Genomic DNA, 17,924 nt, shown 5'->3' with positions numbered 1-17,924 from the left:
ATGGAGGAGCGGCTGCTACGCCTGCCGATCGCCGCAGTGTCCGGGCCTATGAAGCGAGAAGTCGTGCTCGCGGAAATGACGCGGCAGGACGGGGAATATGTAATCCGGAGCATTCCTGGGTTCGCCTATGATGTCGCATTGGACGATATCGTCAGAATTGTCGACCCGAATTCCGGTCGCTTCGAGGTCGTGTCGCGAAGCGGGCAAGTGTCTATTCGCGTTTTCATCGAGGGACGACTTGATAGGTCCGACGTGCACGCGGTGATCGATGCGGTTCTTTCTGAGAATGGAAAGTACGAAGTGGGAAAGAACAGTGAGGATGCTTCACTCCTGCTTCTGAGTCTTCATATCGGTCTGGGTCTAGACAAGATCAAGTCAATCATGAATTTGTTAGCTGGTCCCGGCGTTCAATGGGAGTTCGGTAACGTGTATGACGATCATGGTAACCTCACAAACTGGTGGGTGCATTGATATCGATGGCGAATGGCGTGATTGCGCTGGCGATCCGCGAAACTCTTCGTCAAAAATCGACAATGTCGTGCGACATATTTACTGCAGCGTCTCCGAACACCCGCGGAGGTGAAGGTCGTTCTGTCGCCGCGGAGCTGTGGATCGCAGCGTAACCTCTTACCTATCGCCATGATCACGCTGCCGATGGCGCAAGGTGCAGCGCCGACTTCAAAGCTCAACCCTCATGGTGAGGAGCGCCGAAGGCGCGTCTCGAACCATGAGGCCCCAGCAGTTGGCGGGGATGCGGGCTAAGATCCGTCCGGCGCGATGCCATGCAGTTCCAGTATCGCACCGACATATTGCTCGTAGTTGACCGAAAGGTCCGCGGTAACAGGGCGCTCGCGGTGGTCTGCTACGAATTGGCGAAGACTATCCAGCTGGCCGAGCTTGATGAGGAGAATCGGTAGGTACATGATGAAGGCAGGCGAAGCCCTTCTTTCATCGACAGCTGCGCGCCACAACGCCTCTATGTTTGTGTGCGCCTGAATGTACGGATACCCGAAAGTCCGGATGCAGTAGACGATGTCTTCCGCAACGCTTGGCTGCAACGCTTTGCCGCTGAAAGTCCAAGAAATCCTTGCCGTACCCTCGGCGTCTTGCTCGGCAAGCTGCTGCAGGTTGATCATGATCAAAGGTGGTCCATTTTCGCCGTGTTGCCATGGAGCCCCCAATCGCTTCAGCGCTTCGCTACTGGCTTTCAAGAATTCGTCGTTGAACAGTCCGACAACCGGGCCAAGGCTGTAGCGTCCTGAGTCAATGCCGACCCATCCTCGCCAGGCGTCGATCCACGGCTTGACGTAAATTCCGCGAGACGGCTGCCGAAAGCCATCCTCCGAGAGCAGTTCGAAAATGCGTTTCAAAAACTCCTGTGATGAACCCATGCTCGCCTCTTAGGCTCCAACGCTTCATGATCTGTACGGCGCGGCTACCGCTTCTGTCCAAGCAAGAACTTGGCGAGCCGTACACCTGCCCAAATCCCTAAAAGGCCGCCAAGACCGACGCCAACCACGACACCCAACAGCGCGACAATGCTCCAGTCGCTGTGAATGCCTCCTGGCGCGAAACTGAGGCCAAAAAAGCCGAGCGCCAGAGCCGCATATCCAAGAACGACCACGCCGAGCGCGCCGCCCACGAGGGCTGTGGAGGCAATGAATGATGCTCGTGTGGCTCTCCCCATTTACACATCTCTGGCAATAGGCTGTCCCCGGGGAAGCAATATTTCTCCTGCCATCTGTCGGGACCGGCCAGTCTGTATCGTCCTTCGAGCATACTCCTGCACACCGGCAGTGAGCCCTCAAGAACGAACCTGGAGCCATTGTGATGCGGATCACCGTCGAAACCACCGTCGCAGCCCCGATCGATCAGGTTTGGCGCGCCTATACGACGCCGGCCGAAATCGTGGAATGGAACGCTGCGTCGGACGACTGGCATACGACCAAGGCCACGGTCGATCTGCGGGAAGGCGGTGCGTTCTCGTCGCGGATGGAGGCCAAGGACGGCAGCATGGGTTTTGACTTCGCCGGCACGTACACCAAAATCGTCGAGCACAAGCTGATCGAATATGCCTTCGGCGACCGCAAGGCCGAGGTTCACTTCGAGCCGGGCCCGAAGGGCGTCGTCGTTCGCGTCGTCTTCGATGCCGAGATGATGCATTCGGTCGAGCAACAGCAGGCCGGCTGGCAGGCCATTCTCGACAGTTTCGCCCGACACGTGGAGGCGAAGCAGAAGGCGTCGTGAGGGCGGCGAGGCAAGGAAGCCAATCGAGCGGGGCTAGACGGCGTTGCTCACCGTGATAGGTCTGCTCGATCGGGTCATTCACGCGTGGTGCGCTGACCGCGCGCAACCCAACAGTGCGAGCACCCAATTAGAGATGCGACATGAAGCATGCAATAGGCGGACTATGGGTTGCGCTGGCGCTGGCGTGCCTGACGTCATCATCCATTTCGAAGGTGTCGGCAGACGAACTGTCGATCAGATCGCCGCAGTTCACTGCCGCTCGGGTGGCGGAGCGTTATTGCGCGCTCCACTATCCTGATTTCGATACGATCGGACGCCCGCCGGTCGTGATCGACAAGGGAACTGCTTGGGCGGTCTTCTATGAGCTACCCCCGGGGTTCGTGGGTGGCACTCCAGTCATTTGGGTAGACAAGGTGAGTTGGAGGGTATTGCAGGCCTATCGTGAACAATAGCGATATCAGCGAATTTCGGAGCCGGACAATCGAGTGAGTGATGGCACTGACGCTGACAAAGCGGTGGACACCCTGATAACGGTCGCGAGCAGAACTGCATTCCTTCTTGACAAATTCCGAAAATCAGCAATACTGCGCGCGTCCTGTCCTTTTCGCAGAGGGGCGTACGCGTCGTCACGAACGTCGGGGCAGGGATGCGGTGGCCGTGGAGGTGCTGGTAGACGACCGGCGCCGTCGCGGACGGAGAAGTCGTGTGGTCCTGGCCTCTCGACGCTGAGGTCAAGTCCGCGTTGTTGCTTGACGGCACGCGCGGGCGATGGGGCAAAAGAGCCGATCCCCAGGGAGAGCACGAAGGACACCGTTCAAACCATCGCGCAGGGAAGGCCGGAATGCACCGGTCGTACCTGTGGTTCCTGCCCCGTGCACTTTCTCTCGCACGGGGGCCATGGGTTGCGGCCAGCACCCGGTCTTCCCTGCGCCCTCTGTATTTGTCGGAGGGACATGTCGATACAGCACTCGGGCGCTCTGCGCCGCGAGGCTACGGTCGCACGTCCCCAGCTGTTTGAGATGTGAGAGCGGTCATGGCCCTGTTGCCACCGCAACTACCACGACACGACAGTCTGGCAATTTGTTGCTCGTCATGCCCGGGCTTGTCCCGGGCATCCACGTCGTTCCCAGGATGCCGGCCGACGTGGATGGCCGGGACGGAGCCCGGCCATGACGGGGAGAGAACTGGCCACAAACGTAGCTCATTGGTAGCTAAGCTGAAAGTTGGAGCTGCCTCAGGCCCTTACGGTCCGACGCCATCGGTGGGCACCGATGGCCGGCCTCACGCTGCGTGTCGCAGGCAAGTCCTACGACGACAGTCGCATATCCAGCAGCCGCCGGCCCTCGGCGCGCAGCAGCTTCTTCACCGCGCTCGAGGCCACGACCTCGCCGTCATTGGCATAGGCTTCGTGGTTCTTCTCGATGTCCTCGAGCCGATACAGGTAGTTCACCATCACGGTCGCGGATTCGCGCTGGCCCTTGGACGAGAGGTCGCCGAGCCAGTTGATGCGTTCGAGTCTCGCGCCGTTGCCGAGGTGGAAGCGGGCGACGGGATCGATCACTTTGCCCTTCGACGTCCGCGCCTTCAGGAAGTAGTGCGCGGCGAGCGGCTCGATCACCGGGCGCAGCTCGGCGGTCATCTCGGCATCCTCGACCCAGCGCGGCTCGTTCAGCAGCTTGAGCACGTTGCGATCCTCTTCGGTCGCATCGGTCGTCGACTTCAGCCAGTGCATGAAGCCGGGCACCGGCGACAGCGTGACGAAGGTGTCCAGCTTCGGCAGCTCGCGCCGCAGCTCCTCGACCACCTGCTTGATCAGGAAGTTGCCGAACGAGATGCCGCCGAGGCCGCGCTGGGTGTTGGAGATCGAATAGAATACGGCGGTGCGGGCGCGGTCGGCCGGCACCGGCGGACGATCGACGGCGAGCAGCGGCGCGATGGCGCCGGGGATGGTCTCGGTCAGCGCGATCTCGACGAAGATCAAGGGCGCATCGGGCATCGCGGGATGGAAGAAGGCGTAGCAGCGGCGATCGACCGGATCGATGCGGCGGCGCAGATCGTCCCAGTCGTGGATCTCGTGCACTGCCTCGTAGCGGATGATCTGTTCCAGAATGTTCGCCGGCGTCGACCAGTCGATCTTACGCAGCACGAGAAACCCCCTGTTGAACCATGAGCTCAAGAGATGCACGACGTCGCGATCGAGCGCGGCGAGTTCCGGATTGCCCTTGATGAGATCCAGGAGATCGGTGCGCATCGCCACCAGCTCGGGCGTGCCGCCCGGCGCGCGGTTGAGCCGGCGGATCAGCTCCTGCCGGCGCGGCTCGGAGGCGAAATGCAGCGCGCTCGCGCCTTCGTCCGATGGCGTCGCGCGCCAGTCGTCGATCGCCTTGGCGAGCCTGGCCTTGTCCGGCCCGAAATCATGCACCAGCGCGGTGAAGAACGCCTTGCGGCCCTCGGGGTCGAGATCGTGATAGCCGTCGAGAACGTCGCGGGCCATCGCCGTGCCCGAGGCCTCGCCGGCGCCGGACACCAGCGCCTCGCACAGCTCGGCCAGGCTTTTCGCATCATGCTTGTCGACAGGGGCGCCGCCGCCGCGCAGCAGCGTCCGGCCTCGCTCGGAAATTGTGGTGATCAGGTCGGTGAAAAAGGCGTTGGCCATCTGATGTCGGTCGAATCCCGGAGCGTGATGAAGGCGATGTTACATGGATTTATGGCAAAGCTGGCGACATTCAAACATAACAAATCGTCAACGCCGCCGTCGCGGCGTGCATATGCGGCCGGCGAGTCATGCACCTGTCTGCTCCGCGAATTCGGTCGGAGTGCGGCCGGTGACCTGCCTGAAGGCATGCGAAAACGCCGGCACGCTGGCATAGCCGAGATCGGCGGCGAGCTGCTTGACGGAGAGGTGACGGTCGGTGGACAGCCGCTCGATCGCGGCGGCGATCCGGGCACGCTGGCACCACGCCTTGAAGCTCAGCCGCGTCTCCGCCGCGAACAGCCGCGACAAAGTGCGGGCCGAGCTGCCGACCTTGCCCGCCAGGGTCGCCAGGTCCTCCTCGCTCGCGGGAGAGGCGAGGACGAGGTGGGCGGCACGTCTCGCGCGCGGATCCTGCGGCAAGGGGATGAAGGTCGAGGAATCCTCGGCGCGGCGCAATTCGAGCAGAGCGAGCCGCACCAGCAGCGCCGTCCGCTCCGGCCCGCCGTCCGCCGCGAACAGCGCCAGGATCGCCTGATGCAGCAGCGGCGAGACCTGCACGACGAACTCGCGGTCGAGCCGCGCGCCCCGCGTCTCCCGCTTCAGCCAGTCCAGCTCGAAATACAGCGTCCGCATGTGGCTGTCGGCCAGCATTTCGATGGCGTGGCCATGGCGCGCCGGCACCCAGACCGCGCGATCCGGCGGCACCAGCCAGCGTCCCCGCGGCGTCGTCACCTGCATCGTGCCGCGCGAGGCGTAGATCAACTGGGATTCACGGTGCATGTGCGGATCGAGCCGCGCACCTTTTTGATAGAGGCGCGCGATCAGATGGACGCCGGGCTCGGTCGTCACCCGGTCGGCGCCGAGCGGCTTCAATGGCGTGTCCACGATGGTCATTGGCGGCTTCTCGTTGGTCGCGTCGACTATAACCGATCCGTCAGGAATCGAGGACAGCTCCCATGAACAGCGCCCGCCGCGTCATCGGCTTCGTCAACGCGGCCCATTTCATCGACCATTATGCGATGCTGATCTTCGCAGCCGCGGTCATCATCATGGGCCCGGCGCTCGGCATGGCCTATGCGGAGCTCTTGCCCTATGCGACGCCGGGCTTCATCGCCTTCGGCGCCGGGTCGCTCCTGACCGGCTGGCTCGGCGACCGCTGGAGCCGGCGGCACATGATGCTGATCTTCTATCTCGGCATCGGCTTGTCGATGATCTCGGTCGGCTTGGTGCAGACGCCGTGGCAGCTCGGCGCGGCGCTGCTTTCGATCGGCCTGTTCGCCTCGATCTATCATCCGGTGGGAACCGCGATGCTGGTGTCCTATGCCGACCGGCTCGGCCGCGACATGGGGCTGAACGGCGTGTTCGGAAATCTCGGCGTCGCCTCGTCGGCGCTGGTCACCGGCGTGGTCGGGCAATATCTCGGCTGGCGCTTCGCCTTCATCGTACCCGGGGTGATCACGGTGGCGATCGGCGTGGTGTTCGCGCTGGCGGTTGCGCATGAGGACCGCCGGGGATCGAAGCAGGCGGCGGCGCAGGCCCGCGTTGCGCGCGACCAGATGTGGCGCGTGGTGCTGGCGCTGCTGCTGGTGGTGATCGCGATCTCGACGACGTTCAACGCGATCACCGTGGCGCTGCCAAAACTGTTCGCGGAACGGCTGGCGGGGCTGACGCAGAGCCCGGCACTGCTCGGCGTGATCGCGGCCGGTGTCTACGTGTTCGGCGCGATGACGCAGTATACGATCGGCCGGCTGCTCGATCGCCACGCGCTGAAGACGATCGCGCTGCCGCTGTCGCTGGTGCTGGCGCCGCTGCTCTATCTCGCCGCCGACGCGCGCGACTGGGCGCTGATCGTGGCCTCGATCGGCGTCGTCATGGGTGCGTTCGGGCAGGTCACCGTGAATGACGCCATGGTCGGCAAGTACACGGCCGAGGAGTGGCGCTCGCGCGCCTATGCGGTGCGCTACTTCGTCGGCTTCACCGCGGCAGGCGCCTCGGTCGGCCTGGTCGCCTGGCTGTATGAGCGCGGCGGCTTCGTCACCATGCTGCAGGCCTTCGCCGCGCTCTGCCTGGTCGCGGTCATCGCCGCGCTGATCCTGCCGCCGGAGCTTCCGGCGGCGCAACCGGCGCTGCGGCAGGCGCCGGCGGAGTGAGGATGCGATCCACCCAAATTTTCCCAATTGCCAGGCATCCGCCGCCGGCGCAGCCTGGGCCGATATGCACGTGCGCATACTGATGAGACCCGATTGGCCACCATGCGGGCGGCTGCGCTGGCGACAAGTCATTGAAGCACGACACCATTGAGGATCGACCGATGATCAATCGCTTCAGGAGAATGCTGGTGCTCGGGATGGCCGCGGCGGCCGGCCTTGCAGCAACGCAGGCGCTGGCGCAGAGCGATGCGCAGCGCAACGCGATCAAGTCGGCGTGCCGGTCCGACTACATGGCGAAATGCGCGAGCGTGCCGCCCGGCGGCACGGCGGCGTTCCAATGCCTGCAGAAGAACATCGCGAGCCTGTCCTCATCTTGTCAGACGGCGGTCAAGGCGCTCGAGCCTGCCGCGGAGGCCAAGCCCGCGGCAGAGGCCAAGCCTGCGGCAGAGGTCAAGCCCGCGGCAGAGACCAGGCCCTCGGCGGAGGCCAAGCCGCCGGCGGAAACCAAGCCTGCCGCGGAAGCTAAGCCGGCTTCGGCGCCGTCCGCCCCGGCCAAGCCGGCCGTCGCCGAGGCGAGCAAGCCTCCCGAGCCTCCGAAGTCAGCGGCGCAGCCGGCCGCGGCCGTTGCGGCCGTGCCTACGCAGTCCCCGGCGGCCAAGCCGGCTGCAGCGGCGTCAGCGCCCGCAGCCCAACCGAGCGAGGCGCAGGTGGCCGCGATCCGGAGTGCCTGCGGCTCCGATTACCGCAAGGTCTGCAGCAGCGTGCCGCCGGGCGGCGCCGCGGCGCTGCAATGCCTGGAGCAGAACAAGGCCAAGCTGTCCGCTCCCTGCGCCCAGGCGATGGCGTCTTCGCGCGGCGGCGCCGCGCCGGCGACTGCGGCTGTCGCCGCGCCCGCGGTGACAACCACTGCTGCACCGCCGGCGCTGGTGCTGCGACCGCTGCGGCCGCTCGAGGAGTTGCGCATCGTGAGGGCCGCCTGCGGCGCCGACGCGCGGGCGTTGTGCAGCGGCATCGAGCCGGGTGGCGGTCGAATCGCGCAGTGCCTCGCGGCCAATGCCGGCGCGCTGACGCCTGGCTGCAAGGGCATGCTCGCGCAGTTCGCGGCCAATCGCTGATGCGGAGCGGCTGCCGTCCATGGTTACCATCCGAGATGCATACGAGCGCGATCCACCCAAATTGTCACAATTGTCGGGCGGGGAAGTCCCAGGCAAGGTCGCGACGGGGTGGATATTTGACCAATGAGATCATGATCAGGAGTTTGAAGATGAGCGCCATTGTCTCACGTGCCATTATTTCCACGCTGTGCGGATTGTTCATCCTGGCGGCGATGCCGTTCGTGTCGATGTCGGATGCCAACGCCGTGGTCTGCGCTCGGGGCGTCGTGCGGGCCGGCTGCGCCGGTGCGGCGGGCGCCGTGGTGGTTCGCAAGCCGCCGGTGGCGGCTGCGGCGTGCCGCACGGTCATCGTCAATGGCGTCGCGGTTCGGCGCTGCGTTTAAGCGACGCTTAATCGGTTTTCGGTATCGAGTTATTTGAAACCGTAATTGCGACGCGCAAGTTTTGCGCGTCGCATGCTGCTTTGCGCAAGCGAGGTAAGTTGTATTTAACGGTGCTCCCGGCAAGGTGCGGCTCGTATCCAACCTGCAATCCAATGGGAGAGGGCCATGGCGTTTTGGCGCTGGCTGCGTGACGCAGCCCTGGCAGCTGCGGTAGTCACGTTTGCCGGCAACGCCGCCGGCGCAGCCGGCTTGAAGGAAGAAATCGCGCCGACCGGCAAGCTTCGTGTCGCCATTGCCGTTGGCCCCGCCGGCGGTGCGTTCTGGTGCGTCAAGTCGGACAGCGGCTATTCAGGCGTTCCGGTCGAACTCGGCAAGGCCATGGCCGCGCAGGTCGGTGTGCCCGTCGAGTTCGTCGAGCATCCGAATTCCAATGCGATCACCGATGAAGCTGCTCGGGGCGTCTGGGATGTGGCCTTCATGCCGAAGGACGCGGAGCGCGAAACCAAGGTCTCGTTCGGTCCGGTCTACGATTCGGTCGAGACCACCTTCATCATCCGCGCCGGTCTCGACGTCGCCAACATCGCCGCGCTGGACCAGGCCGGCACCGAGGTTGCGGCCATCAACGACACGACCGTGCTGCGCGGTGCCAAGGCTTTCCTGAAGAAGGCGACCGTCACCGGCTTCAAATCCTACGAGGAAGTCTATGCGCTGCTCAGCGCCGGCGAGATCGACGCGCTCGCGCTGGCGCGCGATCAATTGAATCTCATCGCCAAGCAGATTTCCGGCACCAAGGTGCTCGCCGAGACCTTCAAGAAGACGGACACCGCGGTCGCGGTGCCGCTGAAGCATCCGCAGTCGCTGGCCTTCGTCACCAAGTTCATGACGGATTCCAAGGCGAACGGTTTGCTCAAGAAGGCCTACGGCGCCAACAATCTGAGCGAGTCGACTTTGCTCACCCAGTAAGCGCACCCGACGCTGCTTGGCCGACTCTCCCACGCCACCGGCGGGGGAGAGCCATCGTCTCAGCCGGCACGCTTCATCGTCAGTTCGGCGCCCGCCTCACAATCGGATCGAGGCCGCTTTCCGCGATGACGTGACGCGCGTCCGGTGATTGCAGGAACTTGATGAGCGCCTCGCCGGCCTCCGGCTCCTTGGCGGCCGTAGCGATGCCGGCGGAGAACACGGTGATCTTCTGCAGTCCGGCCGGCAGCGGCCCGACGATGTCGATGCCCTTCACCGGCTTGAGCTCGCTGATCTGCTGAAAGCCGATCTCCGCTTCGCCCTGGGCGACGATCTCGCCGACGGGAGTGGCCGGAATCATCCGCGCCTTGCCTTTCATCTCGTCCTTGATGCCAAGCTTGTCGAACATCTCGGTGGAGACGTAGACGCCGCTCGCGCTGTCCGAATAGGCGATGGTCTTGGCGGCGATCAGCATGCGTCTCACGGCTTCCGCGTTCGAAATATCGGGATGCGGCGTCCCCGACTTGACCGCGACGCCGATCGGCGAGTTGGCGAGGTCCGCGCGGCTATCCGGCGTCACCTTGCCCTTGGTGGTGAGATCGCTGAGCGCGTAGCCCACCATGATGAGGACATCGGCCGGTTCGCCGCGCTCGAGGCGAACGGGAATCGCATTCGTGGTTGTTCCCATCGACGGGCCGTAGGCAATCGTGACCTTGTGACCCGAGCGCCGCTCGAATTCCGGCACCAGGGATTTGAACGCAGCGGTCATGCCGCCGGAGATCATGACGTGGACTTCTGCGGCTTGGGCCGCGGTGGTCAGGAGGAACGCGGCCGAAGCGGCGAGACCGATGGTGCGGAGATGGGTCGAGAGGATCATGGCAGGCTCCGAGGCGAACGGCTGGAGGCCGGGGCGCCTTGGATAGCCCGACTGTGTCGGGAAGGCCAGCGCTCCACAGGGCCGGCCATCCCTCTGCAATGCGTCGCGCTTGCGGCGTCACTGTGTCTGCAGCGCGGCGAGACTGTTCGCCGCCACCTCAGCCGGCCTGATAGGCCGGCGCGGATGCGAGAAAGTCGTTATACGCGTCCGCATCGGGCGGCGTGAACATCTCGGCCAATGGATTGCGCCGTCGGCGCTGAGCGCCGATGTCGGCAAGCAGTTCATCGAAATGCTTGAAGTGATAGGGCGCGACGCAAAGTCCGCCATACACGCCCGCGGCAGGGCGCTCGATCCGCTTGAAATGCAGCATCATCTCGATGTTGTCGCGCATCTCGCGCTCGCTCGGTTGATGCGCCAGCTGTTTGTCGGCATACCGCACCAGCCAGTTGGCGGCCATGTCCGCACAGAGCACGGTGCAGAAGCTCGAATTGAAGCCGACGAATCCCATGTCGGGAAGATCGGGATTGGCGATCAGCCGATAGAGCCGGTACTGCCCGTCCGGATCGACCAGTCTGGCGCGGTCGGCATCCGACAGAAACGGGACCCCGAGCTTGTAGCCGATGGCGAGGATCGCGACGTCGGCCGGAATTCGTTCGCCGCCGCTGGTCACGATGGTGTTCGGCTCGTAATGGCCGAAGGTGCCGTAGACGGCCTTGATCCGGCCGTCTGCGACCATCGGGAAGAAGTCGGGCGTCGCGATCGGGACTGAGCAGTTCACGCCGTCCTCGATCCTGCCCTTCGGCACCATGTTGCATTTGGCGAGCTTCAACTGCATCTTGAGCAGGCTTTCCAGGCCGCGCCAATTGGCCCAGACGAGCGGCTTGGCCAGCAGATGGGCAAGGCGCGAGAGCGGGCCCATGCCCCAGCTTGGGAACATCTGCTCCTGGGCGCGGATATAGAGGATGCGCTTGAAGTTGATCAGACCGCCGATGAAGTAGGGAATGCGCCACACCGCTTCACGAAGCACGATCGTGACCGAGCGCGCGCCGGAGCGCACGGCGTTGACCGCGATGTCGGTTGCCGATTTCGAGCCGCCGAGGACCACCACGTCGCGCCCCTTCGTGAGCGCGGCATCGTTGTATTTCGAGGAATGCAGGATCAAGCCGCCGGCGGCCGCGAATTGATCTTCGCCGCCAAGCGACAACGTCTGCGGCTCGTTGAACTGACCGGTGCAGACGGCGACGAAATCGAAATCCTCCCGGCGCGTCCGGTCTCCTGTTTTGAGGTCGAGGCTCCATCCAGGCTTGCCGTCACTGCGGCGCTGCATCGCAAGCACGGTCGTGTTCAACCGCATCAGGCGGATGAGGTCGTGGGATTTCGCGTAGTCGGCAAGATAGGCATGGACCTGCGGTCCCTTCGGCCATTCGGGGTAGTGATCCGGCATCGCCTTGTCGGTGTAGCGATAGAGCTCCTTGGGGCTCTGCGTCTGCACGTCGGGATAGGACCGCGCGGGCTCCCAGACGCCGCCGAGATCGACGCTCCGCTCGACGATGGTGACGTCGTGCCCGCGGGCGGTGAATGCTTTGGCTGCAGCCAGGCCGGAGACGCCGGCGCCGATCACACAGACATTCTTTCGGCTGATCATGGGACCTCCTTGTTGTCGAGCGCGCAGCCGCGTTCGGGCGGCATTCGCCCGCCGCGCTGCAGAAGCCCGCGAGAGTTTGATGGTGACGAAGGTTGCCCGGCGCGACCGAGGCGTGCGATGCCGACGGATGCGGCAGCATCGAAATCAGGGCGAGAAGGATCTCGCCGATCGCATCTCGTTCGAGCGCAGCCGCTGCTCATGCCGCAGGCGCACGGAGCCGATAGCGATGATCGCGCGCCGTTCGTACCGCAACAAAAGGGCGGGGGCGCCCGCTGGGGCCCGCGCTGCCGCCTAGTCGTTGGCCTCCGGGGGCAGGAAGTCGACCTCGTGTTCCGCCGAGATCCGCACCACTTCGGCTGGGTCGGCGAGATTGTCGAGCATGTTGAACAGCGCTTCCAGCTTCTGCATCGGGGAGACCCAGAACAGCGCGCGCGCCGGCTTGTCGGATTTGTTGAAGTAGCCATGCGGAATGCCGCGCGGCATGCGCACGAGGTCGCCGGCATTCGCCTTGACCCAGACGCCGTCGAGCTTGAGGTCGAGGACGCCTTCCTGCACCAGGATGAACTCGTCCTGGGTGGGATGAACGTGAACCGGCACGAACTGCCCGGGCTCGCTGTTGGTCTCGAAGGCGAACGTGGAGTCGGTGACGGCTTTCGGATAATAGAGCTGACCCAGGATATTCCAGGTCTTGCCGGCATAGCCGGTACCTGCGCGCGTGATGCCTTTTTCGAGTGTGATCATGCCGGATCTCCTTGCTGCACGCGTGGGAGGATCAAGCCGGGGCGACGCCGAGTCTATCCAGAAAACGAATCCCTCGACGTCAGTTGCTAATTATTATAGGTTTCAAACGATCTCGACGGGCGACGTAGGCCATGACTGCAGATGCAGCCGCTGATCGTAGTTGGAAGTCTCCGGCTGTGCCGCGGCTTACAGCCTATGGCCGTGTTGCAACGCACGATGTCGATGAGGCGGCTGAACAAATAGGCCGCATCTTCTGTCCGCATGGGCTGCAACCGGAGGCGGATACTGCGCGCGATTTCCTCGCTCTGCATAATTGCGCGGCATTCGATGGCTTTTCCATTAACTACGTCGCCTATGGCGGTGCGGTAACCATCGATCCGGGCTGTCTCGACCGCTTCTTTCTGCTGCAGCTCCCGCTGGCGGGGACCGCGCGGGTCTTTGCCGGGGCCGGCGAGGTCGCGACGGCGCCAGACCATGCGGCATCACTGCTGTCGCCGACATTGCCCACGCGGATGGTCTGGGACGCTTGCGCTCAGTTGATCCTGTTGCTCGACCGCCGTCTCGTGGAACAGCGCGCAGCAGCGCTGTCCGGGCGCGCGGTGCAACCGATCGAATTCGATCCCGCAATCGCGTTGTCGGGATGTCCTGGCTCGCGGCTCCGGGCTCACATGCTCGGGCTCGCGGACCTCGCCGAGCGTCTCGGCGGTGGGCGCGGCCTGCCACCGGTTGCGGCAGCCAATTGGCGCGAGACGCTGCTGGACATTCTGTTCGAGCAGCCCGGCAATGGCCTGGCGGAAGCGATCAGGCTGCATTCCGGCCGGGTCGAGACATTGCCGCAGGCCGTCCGCCGGGCGCGTGATCTTCTGGCAGCGCACGCAGCCGAACCGCTCGATCTGGCGCAACTTGCGGCGTCGTCAGGCGTGGGGATCCGGGCGCTGCAGGGCGGCTTTCGCCGCCATTTCGGGATGTCGATCTCCGACATGCTGCTCGACATCCGGCTGGCGCGGCTCAATGCGCAATTGATGGCGGCTCCACCGGAGGCGCGGATCATCGACATCGCCTTCGACCTTGGCTTCACCCATCTCGGGCGGATGGCGGGGGCCTATCGCAACAAGTTCGGGGAGGCGCCGTCGGCCACGCTGCAACGCGTGCAGCGCAGTCGCTTCACGAATTGACGTGCACGAAATCCCGCAGCAGCGGATAGATCTCGTTATTCCACTTCTTGCCGCTGAACACGCCGTAATGGCCGACGCCGGCCTGCATGTGATGGACGCGGCGATAGGCGCGCACATTGGTGCAGATGTCCTGCGCCGAGAGCGTCTGGCCGATCGAGCAGATGTCGTCACGCTCGCCCTCGACCGTCATCAGGCCGATGCGCCGGACTGCCTTCGGGTCGACGGGACGGCCGCGATGCATCAGTCTGCCTTGCGGCAGCAGATGCTCTTGGAAAACGTCGCGCACCGTCTCGATGTAGAACTCCGCCGGCAGATCCATCACCGCGAAGTACTCGTCGTAGAAGGTCTTGATCGTTTCGGCCTTCTCGACCTCGCCTTTGGCGAGATGGTTGGCGAGATCCATGTGCTGCTTGACGTGGCGCTCGAGATTCATCGAGACGAAGGCCGTGAGCTGCACGAAGCCCGGATAGACCTTTCGGAAGGCGCCCCTGCATTGAAAGGGCACGTAGTGGATCAGGTTGTCCTCGAACCAGTCGATCGGCTTGCTCTTGGCGAACTCGTTGACCTTGGTCGGCTGGATCCGCGTGTCGATCGGTCCGGCCATCAAGGTCAAGGTGGCGGGGCGCGACGGATGGTCGTCCTCGCACATCACGGCGGTGGCCGCGAGTGCCGACACCGACGGTTGGCAGATCGCGACCATGTGCGGCCGCGGACCGAGCTGGCTGAGAAAACTGATGAGATGATCGGTGTAATCTTCCAGACCGAAGCGGCCGTGATCGCGCGGGATGTCTCGCGGATTGTGCCAGTCTGTGATATAGACGTCGTGATCCTGCAGTAGCGTCTTCACGGTGCCGCGCAGCAGGGTGGCGAAATGGCCGGACATTGGCGCGACAAGCAGCACCTTGGGCTGCTCCGGCGCAGCGTCCTTCTTGAAGTGCAGGAGCGAGCCGAACGGCGTCTTGAACGTGACCTCTTCGGTGACGGCGAGTTCGCGGTTGCCGACCATTACGCTATCGATGCCATACGCCGGGCGGGCGTAGGTCAAGGCTGAGCGGGAGATCAGCTCAAGCGCGGCGGACAGACGCCGCATGGCGCGGCTGGATAGCCCTGATGGGATCAGGTTGAGATAGCGCATGGCGGCTGCCGCGCTCTGGCGCCACGGCTCGGTCAGGTCCATGTGGTTCTGATAGGCTTGGTACAGCAGCGCCATCGCGTCCGATCCATTACATGCATTGCTGTATGCAATATCGGAGCCAGAACGGCCGAGTCTTGCCTGAAAAACTGGCATGTCGCTTGCTCGATGATATCTCCGACGTATCCGGCTCCGCGCATGATGCCGGTCGCACGAGCGGCACGATGGGCGAACGACAAACGACAATGCGGCAAGAGGGTAGGGCGACATGGCCAAAGCGACGTTGACCATCAGCAGCAAGAATTACTCGTCGTGGTCGCTGCGCGGCTGGCTGCTCGCCAGGTTTGCCGGACTGGATTTTGACGAGGTGATCGTCGGTCCGGACGACGCATCGGCTCGCGCCGAGATCCTGCTGCTGTCGTCCTCGATCCTGGTGCCGTGCCTACGCCACGATGGTGCGACGATCTGGGATACGCTGGCGATCGGCGAGTATCTCAACGAGACCTTTCCGGAGGCGGGCCTGCTGCCAGCCGACCGCATCCAGCGCGCGCATTGCCGCTCGATTTCGGGCGAGATCCATTCTGGCTTCACGACCCTGCGGGCGTCGCTGCCGGTCAATCTCAAGGGCCACTTTCCGGGCTTCAAGGTCTGGACGCGGGCGCAGGCCGACATCGATCGCATCTGGGCGATCTGGCGCGACTGCCTGGACATATCCGGCGGCCCATTTCTGTTCGGCCAGCGAGGCATGGCGGATGCGATGTATGCGCCGGTGGTGACGCGCTTCGTGACTTATGACGTGAAGCTCGAGCCGCGGCTCAGGGCCTATGCCGACCTGATCATGGCGATGCCGGAGATGCAGCAATGGATCGAGGCCGCCAAGGCCGAGCCCGAGGAGATCGAGGAGCTGGAGGTCGAGTACTAGGTGTACTGCCGTCAGCGGCGCGTGCCCGCGGCCCTTTGCAGCCGCGGCTCCAACGGCTCACGCCGCGGGCAGCGGCTGCTCAATTTGAAGCCGGATTTGCGTCTTCTCGGCGCGTGGCGCGGGCTGTCAGCACGTCACCATTGCCGTGTGGCGTCGGCCAAAACCCGGTTGTCGGCAATCAGTTCGGCTCGCGATGCCGCCCTGGCCTACCGATCTCTGCGTTGCAGACAGGGCGTGGCGTGGTTTTCGCATGGCACAATCCGCTTTCGGACGTGGTGGCCGCTGTGGCCGATCGATGGGCCGCAACGGTCGCCGATGTCGCGATCAACCGGTGGAGGCCGTCATGAACCAGCATGCAGTGGTGACCAAGTTCTCGCACGTGAAGCCCGAGGACACCGACTACAAGGGCGGTGGGTTGCGCGACTTCTTCCTGTACCGCGATCTCGGCATCGCCGACGCCACCGGCGGCCAGGTGATCTGCCACCTCGTCAAGGCCAATCCGGATTGTCCGCCGGTGGATGGCACAGGTTGGCATCGCCATGATTGCGATTTCCAGATCGTCATCATGATGAAGGGCTGGGCCCGCTTCATGTACGAGGACAAGCCGACCCTGGTGAAGGCCGGCGACGTCGTGCACCAGCGTCCCGGCATCGTGCACTACCTCTACGATTATTCCCCTGACATGGAATATATGGAGATCGTCAGCCCGGCCGACTTCAAGACGGTCGAGATGCCGCCGGCGACCGACAACGTGCCGCCGGTCACGCCCTGGACCTGAGCGCCAGATCTGCCTCTCCGTTAGTCTTTGGCATCCGGTTGCGGCAAGCGGCCGGAGGCTTCCCCTCACGATGTGGTGGGTCGTCTCCGATGTGTCCGACATCTAGCGTGAACAGATCGCGCACCAGATGCGGCATCCGATTCGGACGCGATTCGTTCCAGCAGCGTTCCAAGGATTAAGACTGCAAGGAAGCGCCGTCGCATTTTGAAACACGGCACGCGCGCTGCCCGTCTCGCGCCTTGGTGCTCTACATTGCCCCTTGCGACCGGTCTGGCGCCGGTCCATCACCCGCGAGGGGAGCATCGATCATGACATTGACCACATTGGCTTGGCTCGCGCTCGCGGCCTACGGCGCGCATATTCTCGAGGAATACACGTTCGATTGGCGCAATTGGGCGCGGACGGTGATGAAGCTGCCGGTCGAGTGGAGCGACTTCTACGTGACGAACGCGCTGGTGGTCGTGCTCGGCGCGGTGCAGGCAGAGCTTGCCGAGACGTGGCCGCCGGCCGCGCTCACCTACGCGGCGCTGATGATCATCAACGCCGTCTTCTTCCACATCCTGCCGTTCCTGCGCAGCGGAGGCAGATTCTCGCCGGGGCTGGCGACGGCGCTGATTCTGTTCTTTCCGATTGCAATTGCGATGTGGCGGCGAGCGTGGGGTGACGGTGTGCTCGACGTTGGAACGGCTGCCCTCGCGATCGTCGCCGGCTCGCTGCTGATGGCCTATCCGGTCGTGATGCTCAATCTGCGTTCAAAACCATATTTTCGGCAAGACCGGCCCTGAGCAGAACTCAGGGCCCGGCATGATCAATAAGACGAAGCGCGATCGGCAACGAAGCTCGGCTGCGGACGGCGTCCATTGCGCTCGTCAAATCGCGCGCGCGGGAACCGCCAGCCGATGACGGTGGCTTCGAGCGCGCCGCCGGATTCCTTGTTGTGCCATTTGCCATCAATGTAGAAGCAGGGGAACGGCAGTTGATAGGTGCCGCTGTGATCCTCGCACAGCACCTCGACCGTCTGTCCGGGCGGCGGCTCACCGCTGCCGTCGAATTGCGCCAGCCGTTTTTCGCGCGTAGCCATTCTGTCCATCTCCCTAAAAACGG

20 protein-coding genes are annotated in these 17,924 nt (G+C 63.9%); 11 read left to right on the top strand and 9 right to left on the bottom strand.

Going from position 1 to position 17,924, the window contains the following annotated elements; all coding sequences use genetic code 11:
• A complete protein-coding gene (locus tag QX073_RS23490) occupies positions 1-471 on the top strand; it encodes a DUF4265 domain-containing protein (protein ID WP_316226447.1) in 471 nt (156 codons plus the stop codon).
• A 287-nt stretch (positions 472-758) separates the two neighbouring features.
• Here QX073_RS23490 and QX073_RS23485 read toward each other — a convergent pair whose 3' ends face one another.
• Together QX073_RS23485 and QX073_RS23480 are read right to left on the bottom strand one after the other, a co-directional pair.
• Complete coding sequence (locus tag QX073_RS23485; RefSeq protein ID WP_316226446.1) at positions 759-1,391, bottom strand: hypothetical protein; 633 nt, start codon at positions 1,389-1,391, stop codon at positions 759-761.
• Between the two features lie 44 nt (positions 1,392-1,435).
• Entirely contained in the window at positions 1,436-1,687 is a 252-nt protein-coding gene (locus QX073_RS23480) for a hypothetical protein (RefSeq protein WP_316226445.1), read from the bottom strand.
• A gap of 143 nt (positions 1,688-1,830) precedes the next feature.
• Between QX073_RS23480 and QX073_RS23475 the strand changes: the two genes are divergently transcribed.
• Positions 1,831-2,247 carry an SRPBCC family protein gene (locus QX073_RS23475; protein WP_316226444.1) on the top strand — a complete coding sequence of 139 codons (417 nt, stop codon included), beginning with the start codon at positions 1,831-1,833 and terminating at the stop codon, positions 2,245-2,247.
• Between the two features lie 140 nt (positions 2,248-2,387).
• On the top strand, positions 2,388-2,699 hold the full coding sequence (locus QX073_RS23470; protein WP_316196445.1) for an NTF2 fold immunity protein: 312 nt from the start codon (positions 2,388-2,390) through the stop codon (positions 2,697-2,699).
• Between the two features lie 854 nt (positions 2,700-3,553).
• On the opposite strand, the gene QX073_RS23465 is transcribed toward QX073_RS23470, so the two are convergent.
• Together QX073_RS23465 and QX073_RS23460 are read right to left on the bottom strand one after the other, a co-directional pair.
• Positions 3,554-4,903, bottom strand: a complete 1,350-nt coding sequence (locus QX073_RS23465) for a malonyl-CoA decarboxylase (RefSeq protein WP_315718038.1) — start codon at positions 4,901-4,903, stop codon at positions 3,554-3,556.
• 126 nt (positions 4,904-5,029) lie between these two features.
• Positions 5,030-5,836, bottom strand: a complete 807-nt coding sequence (locus tag QX073_RS23460; RefSeq protein WP_316226443.1) for a helix-turn-helix transcriptional regulator — start codon at positions 5,834-5,836, stop codon at positions 5,030-5,032.
• Between the two features lie 62 nt (positions 5,837-5,898).
• On the opposite strand from QX073_RS23460, the gene QX073_RS23455 reads away from it, so the two are divergent.
• The 4 genes from QX073_RS23455 (at position 5,899) to QX073_RS23440 (ending at position 9,553) form a co-directional block, all read left to right on the top strand.
• Positions 5,899-7,092 carry an MFS transporter gene (locus QX073_RS23455; protein ID WP_316226442.1) on the top strand — a complete coding sequence of 398 codons (1,194 nt, stop codon included), beginning with the start codon at positions 5,899-5,901 and terminating at the stop codon, positions 7,090-7,092.
• A gap of 161 nt (positions 7,093-7,253) precedes the next feature.
• Complete coding sequence (locus QX073_RS23450) at positions 7,254-8,207, top strand: hypothetical protein (protein ID WP_316226441.1); 954 nt, start codon at positions 7,254-7,256, stop codon at positions 8,205-8,207.
• Positions 8,208-8,356: 149 nt separating this feature from the next.
• The gene (locus QX073_RS23445) at positions 8,357-8,590 is read left to right on the top strand and encodes a hypothetical protein (protein WP_315718042.1); all 234 of its coding nucleotides are present in this window, start codon (positions 8,357-8,359) and stop codon (positions 8,588-8,590) included.
• Positions 8,591-8,755: 165 nt separating this feature from the next.
• Positions 8,756-9,553: a transporter substrate-binding domain-containing protein gene (locus QX073_RS23440; protein WP_315718044.1), complete on the top strand. Its 798-nt coding sequence runs from the start codon at positions 8,756-8,758 to the stop codon at positions 9,551-9,553.
• A 79-nt stretch (positions 9,554-9,632) separates the two neighbouring features.
• Here QX073_RS23440 and QX073_RS23435 read toward each other — a convergent pair whose 3' ends face one another.
• From QX073_RS23435 to QX073_RS23425, 3 genes are all read right to left on the bottom strand, one after another.
• Positions 9,633-10,427 carry a substrate-binding domain-containing protein gene (locus QX073_RS23435; protein ID WP_315718045.1) on the bottom strand — a complete coding sequence of 265 codons (795 nt, stop codon included), beginning with the start codon at positions 10,425-10,427 and terminating at the stop codon, positions 9,633-9,635.
• 157 nt (positions 10,428-10,584) lie between these two features.
• Positions 10,585-12,072 carry an NAD(P)/FAD-dependent oxidoreductase gene (locus QX073_RS23430; RefSeq protein ID WP_316173018.1) on the bottom strand — a complete coding sequence of 496 codons (1,488 nt, stop codon included), beginning with the start codon at positions 12,070-12,072 and terminating at the stop codon, positions 10,585-10,587.
• Between the two features lie 291 nt (positions 12,073-12,363).
• Entirely contained in the window at positions 12,364-12,813 is a 450-nt protein-coding gene (locus QX073_RS23425) for a cupin domain-containing protein (protein WP_315718048.1), read from the bottom strand.
• A 131-nt stretch (positions 12,814-12,944) separates the two neighbouring features.
• Here QX073_RS23425 and QX073_RS23420 point away from each other — a divergent pair, with 131 nt between their 5' ends.
• On the top strand, positions 12,945-13,988 hold the full coding sequence (locus tag QX073_RS23420; protein WP_316226440.1) for an AraC family transcriptional regulator: 1,044 nt from the start codon (positions 12,945-12,947) through the stop codon (positions 13,986-13,988).
• On the opposite strand, the gene QX073_RS23415 is transcribed toward QX073_RS23420, so the two are convergent.
• Positions 13,978-15,198 carry a polyhydroxyalkanoate depolymerase gene (locus tag QX073_RS23415; protein WP_316169159.1) on the bottom strand — a complete coding sequence of 407 codons (1,221 nt, stop codon included), beginning with the start codon at positions 15,196-15,198 and terminating at the stop codon, positions 13,978-13,980. The genes QX073_RS23420 and QX073_RS23415 overlap by 11 nt on opposite strands.
• Positions 15,199-15,388: 190 nt before the next feature.
• On the opposite strand from QX073_RS23415, the gene QX073_RS23410 reads away from it, so the two are divergent.
• From QX073_RS23410 to QX073_RS23400, 3 genes are all read left to right on the top strand, one after another.
• The gene (locus QX073_RS23410) at positions 15,389-16,042 is read left to right on the top strand and encodes a glutathione S-transferase family protein (protein WP_315718051.1); all 654 of its coding nucleotides are present in this window, start codon (positions 15,389-15,391) and stop codon (positions 16,040-16,042) included.
• 343 nt (positions 16,043-16,385) lie between these two features.
• Positions 16,386-16,820: a cupin domain-containing protein gene (locus QX073_RS23405; protein WP_315718052.1), complete on the top strand. Its 435-nt coding sequence runs from the start codon at positions 16,386-16,388 to the stop codon at positions 16,818-16,820.
• A gap of 308 nt (positions 16,821-17,128) precedes the next feature.
• A complete protein-coding gene (locus QX073_RS23400) occupies positions 17,129-17,605 on the top strand; it encodes an HXXEE domain-containing protein (protein WP_315718053.1) in 477 nt (158 codons plus the stop codon).
• Between the two features lie 23 nt (positions 17,606-17,628).
• On the opposite strand, the gene QX073_RS23395 is transcribed toward QX073_RS23400, so the two are convergent.
• Positions 17,629-17,901: a hypothetical protein gene (locus tag QX073_RS23395; protein WP_315718054.1), complete on the bottom strand. Its 273-nt coding sequence runs from the start codon at positions 17,899-17,901 to the stop codon at positions 17,629-17,631.
• Between the last annotated feature and the right edge of the window lie 23 nt (positions 17,902-17,924).

Source organism: Bradyrhizobium sp. SZCCHNS3052 (genome assembly GCF_032484495.1).
In the GTDB taxonomy this organism is placed as follows: domain Bacteria; phylum Pseudomonadota; class Alphaproteobacteria; order Rhizobiales; family Xanthobacteraceae; genus Bradyrhizobium.
This window is presented reverse-complemented; position numbering and strand designations above follow the sequence as displayed.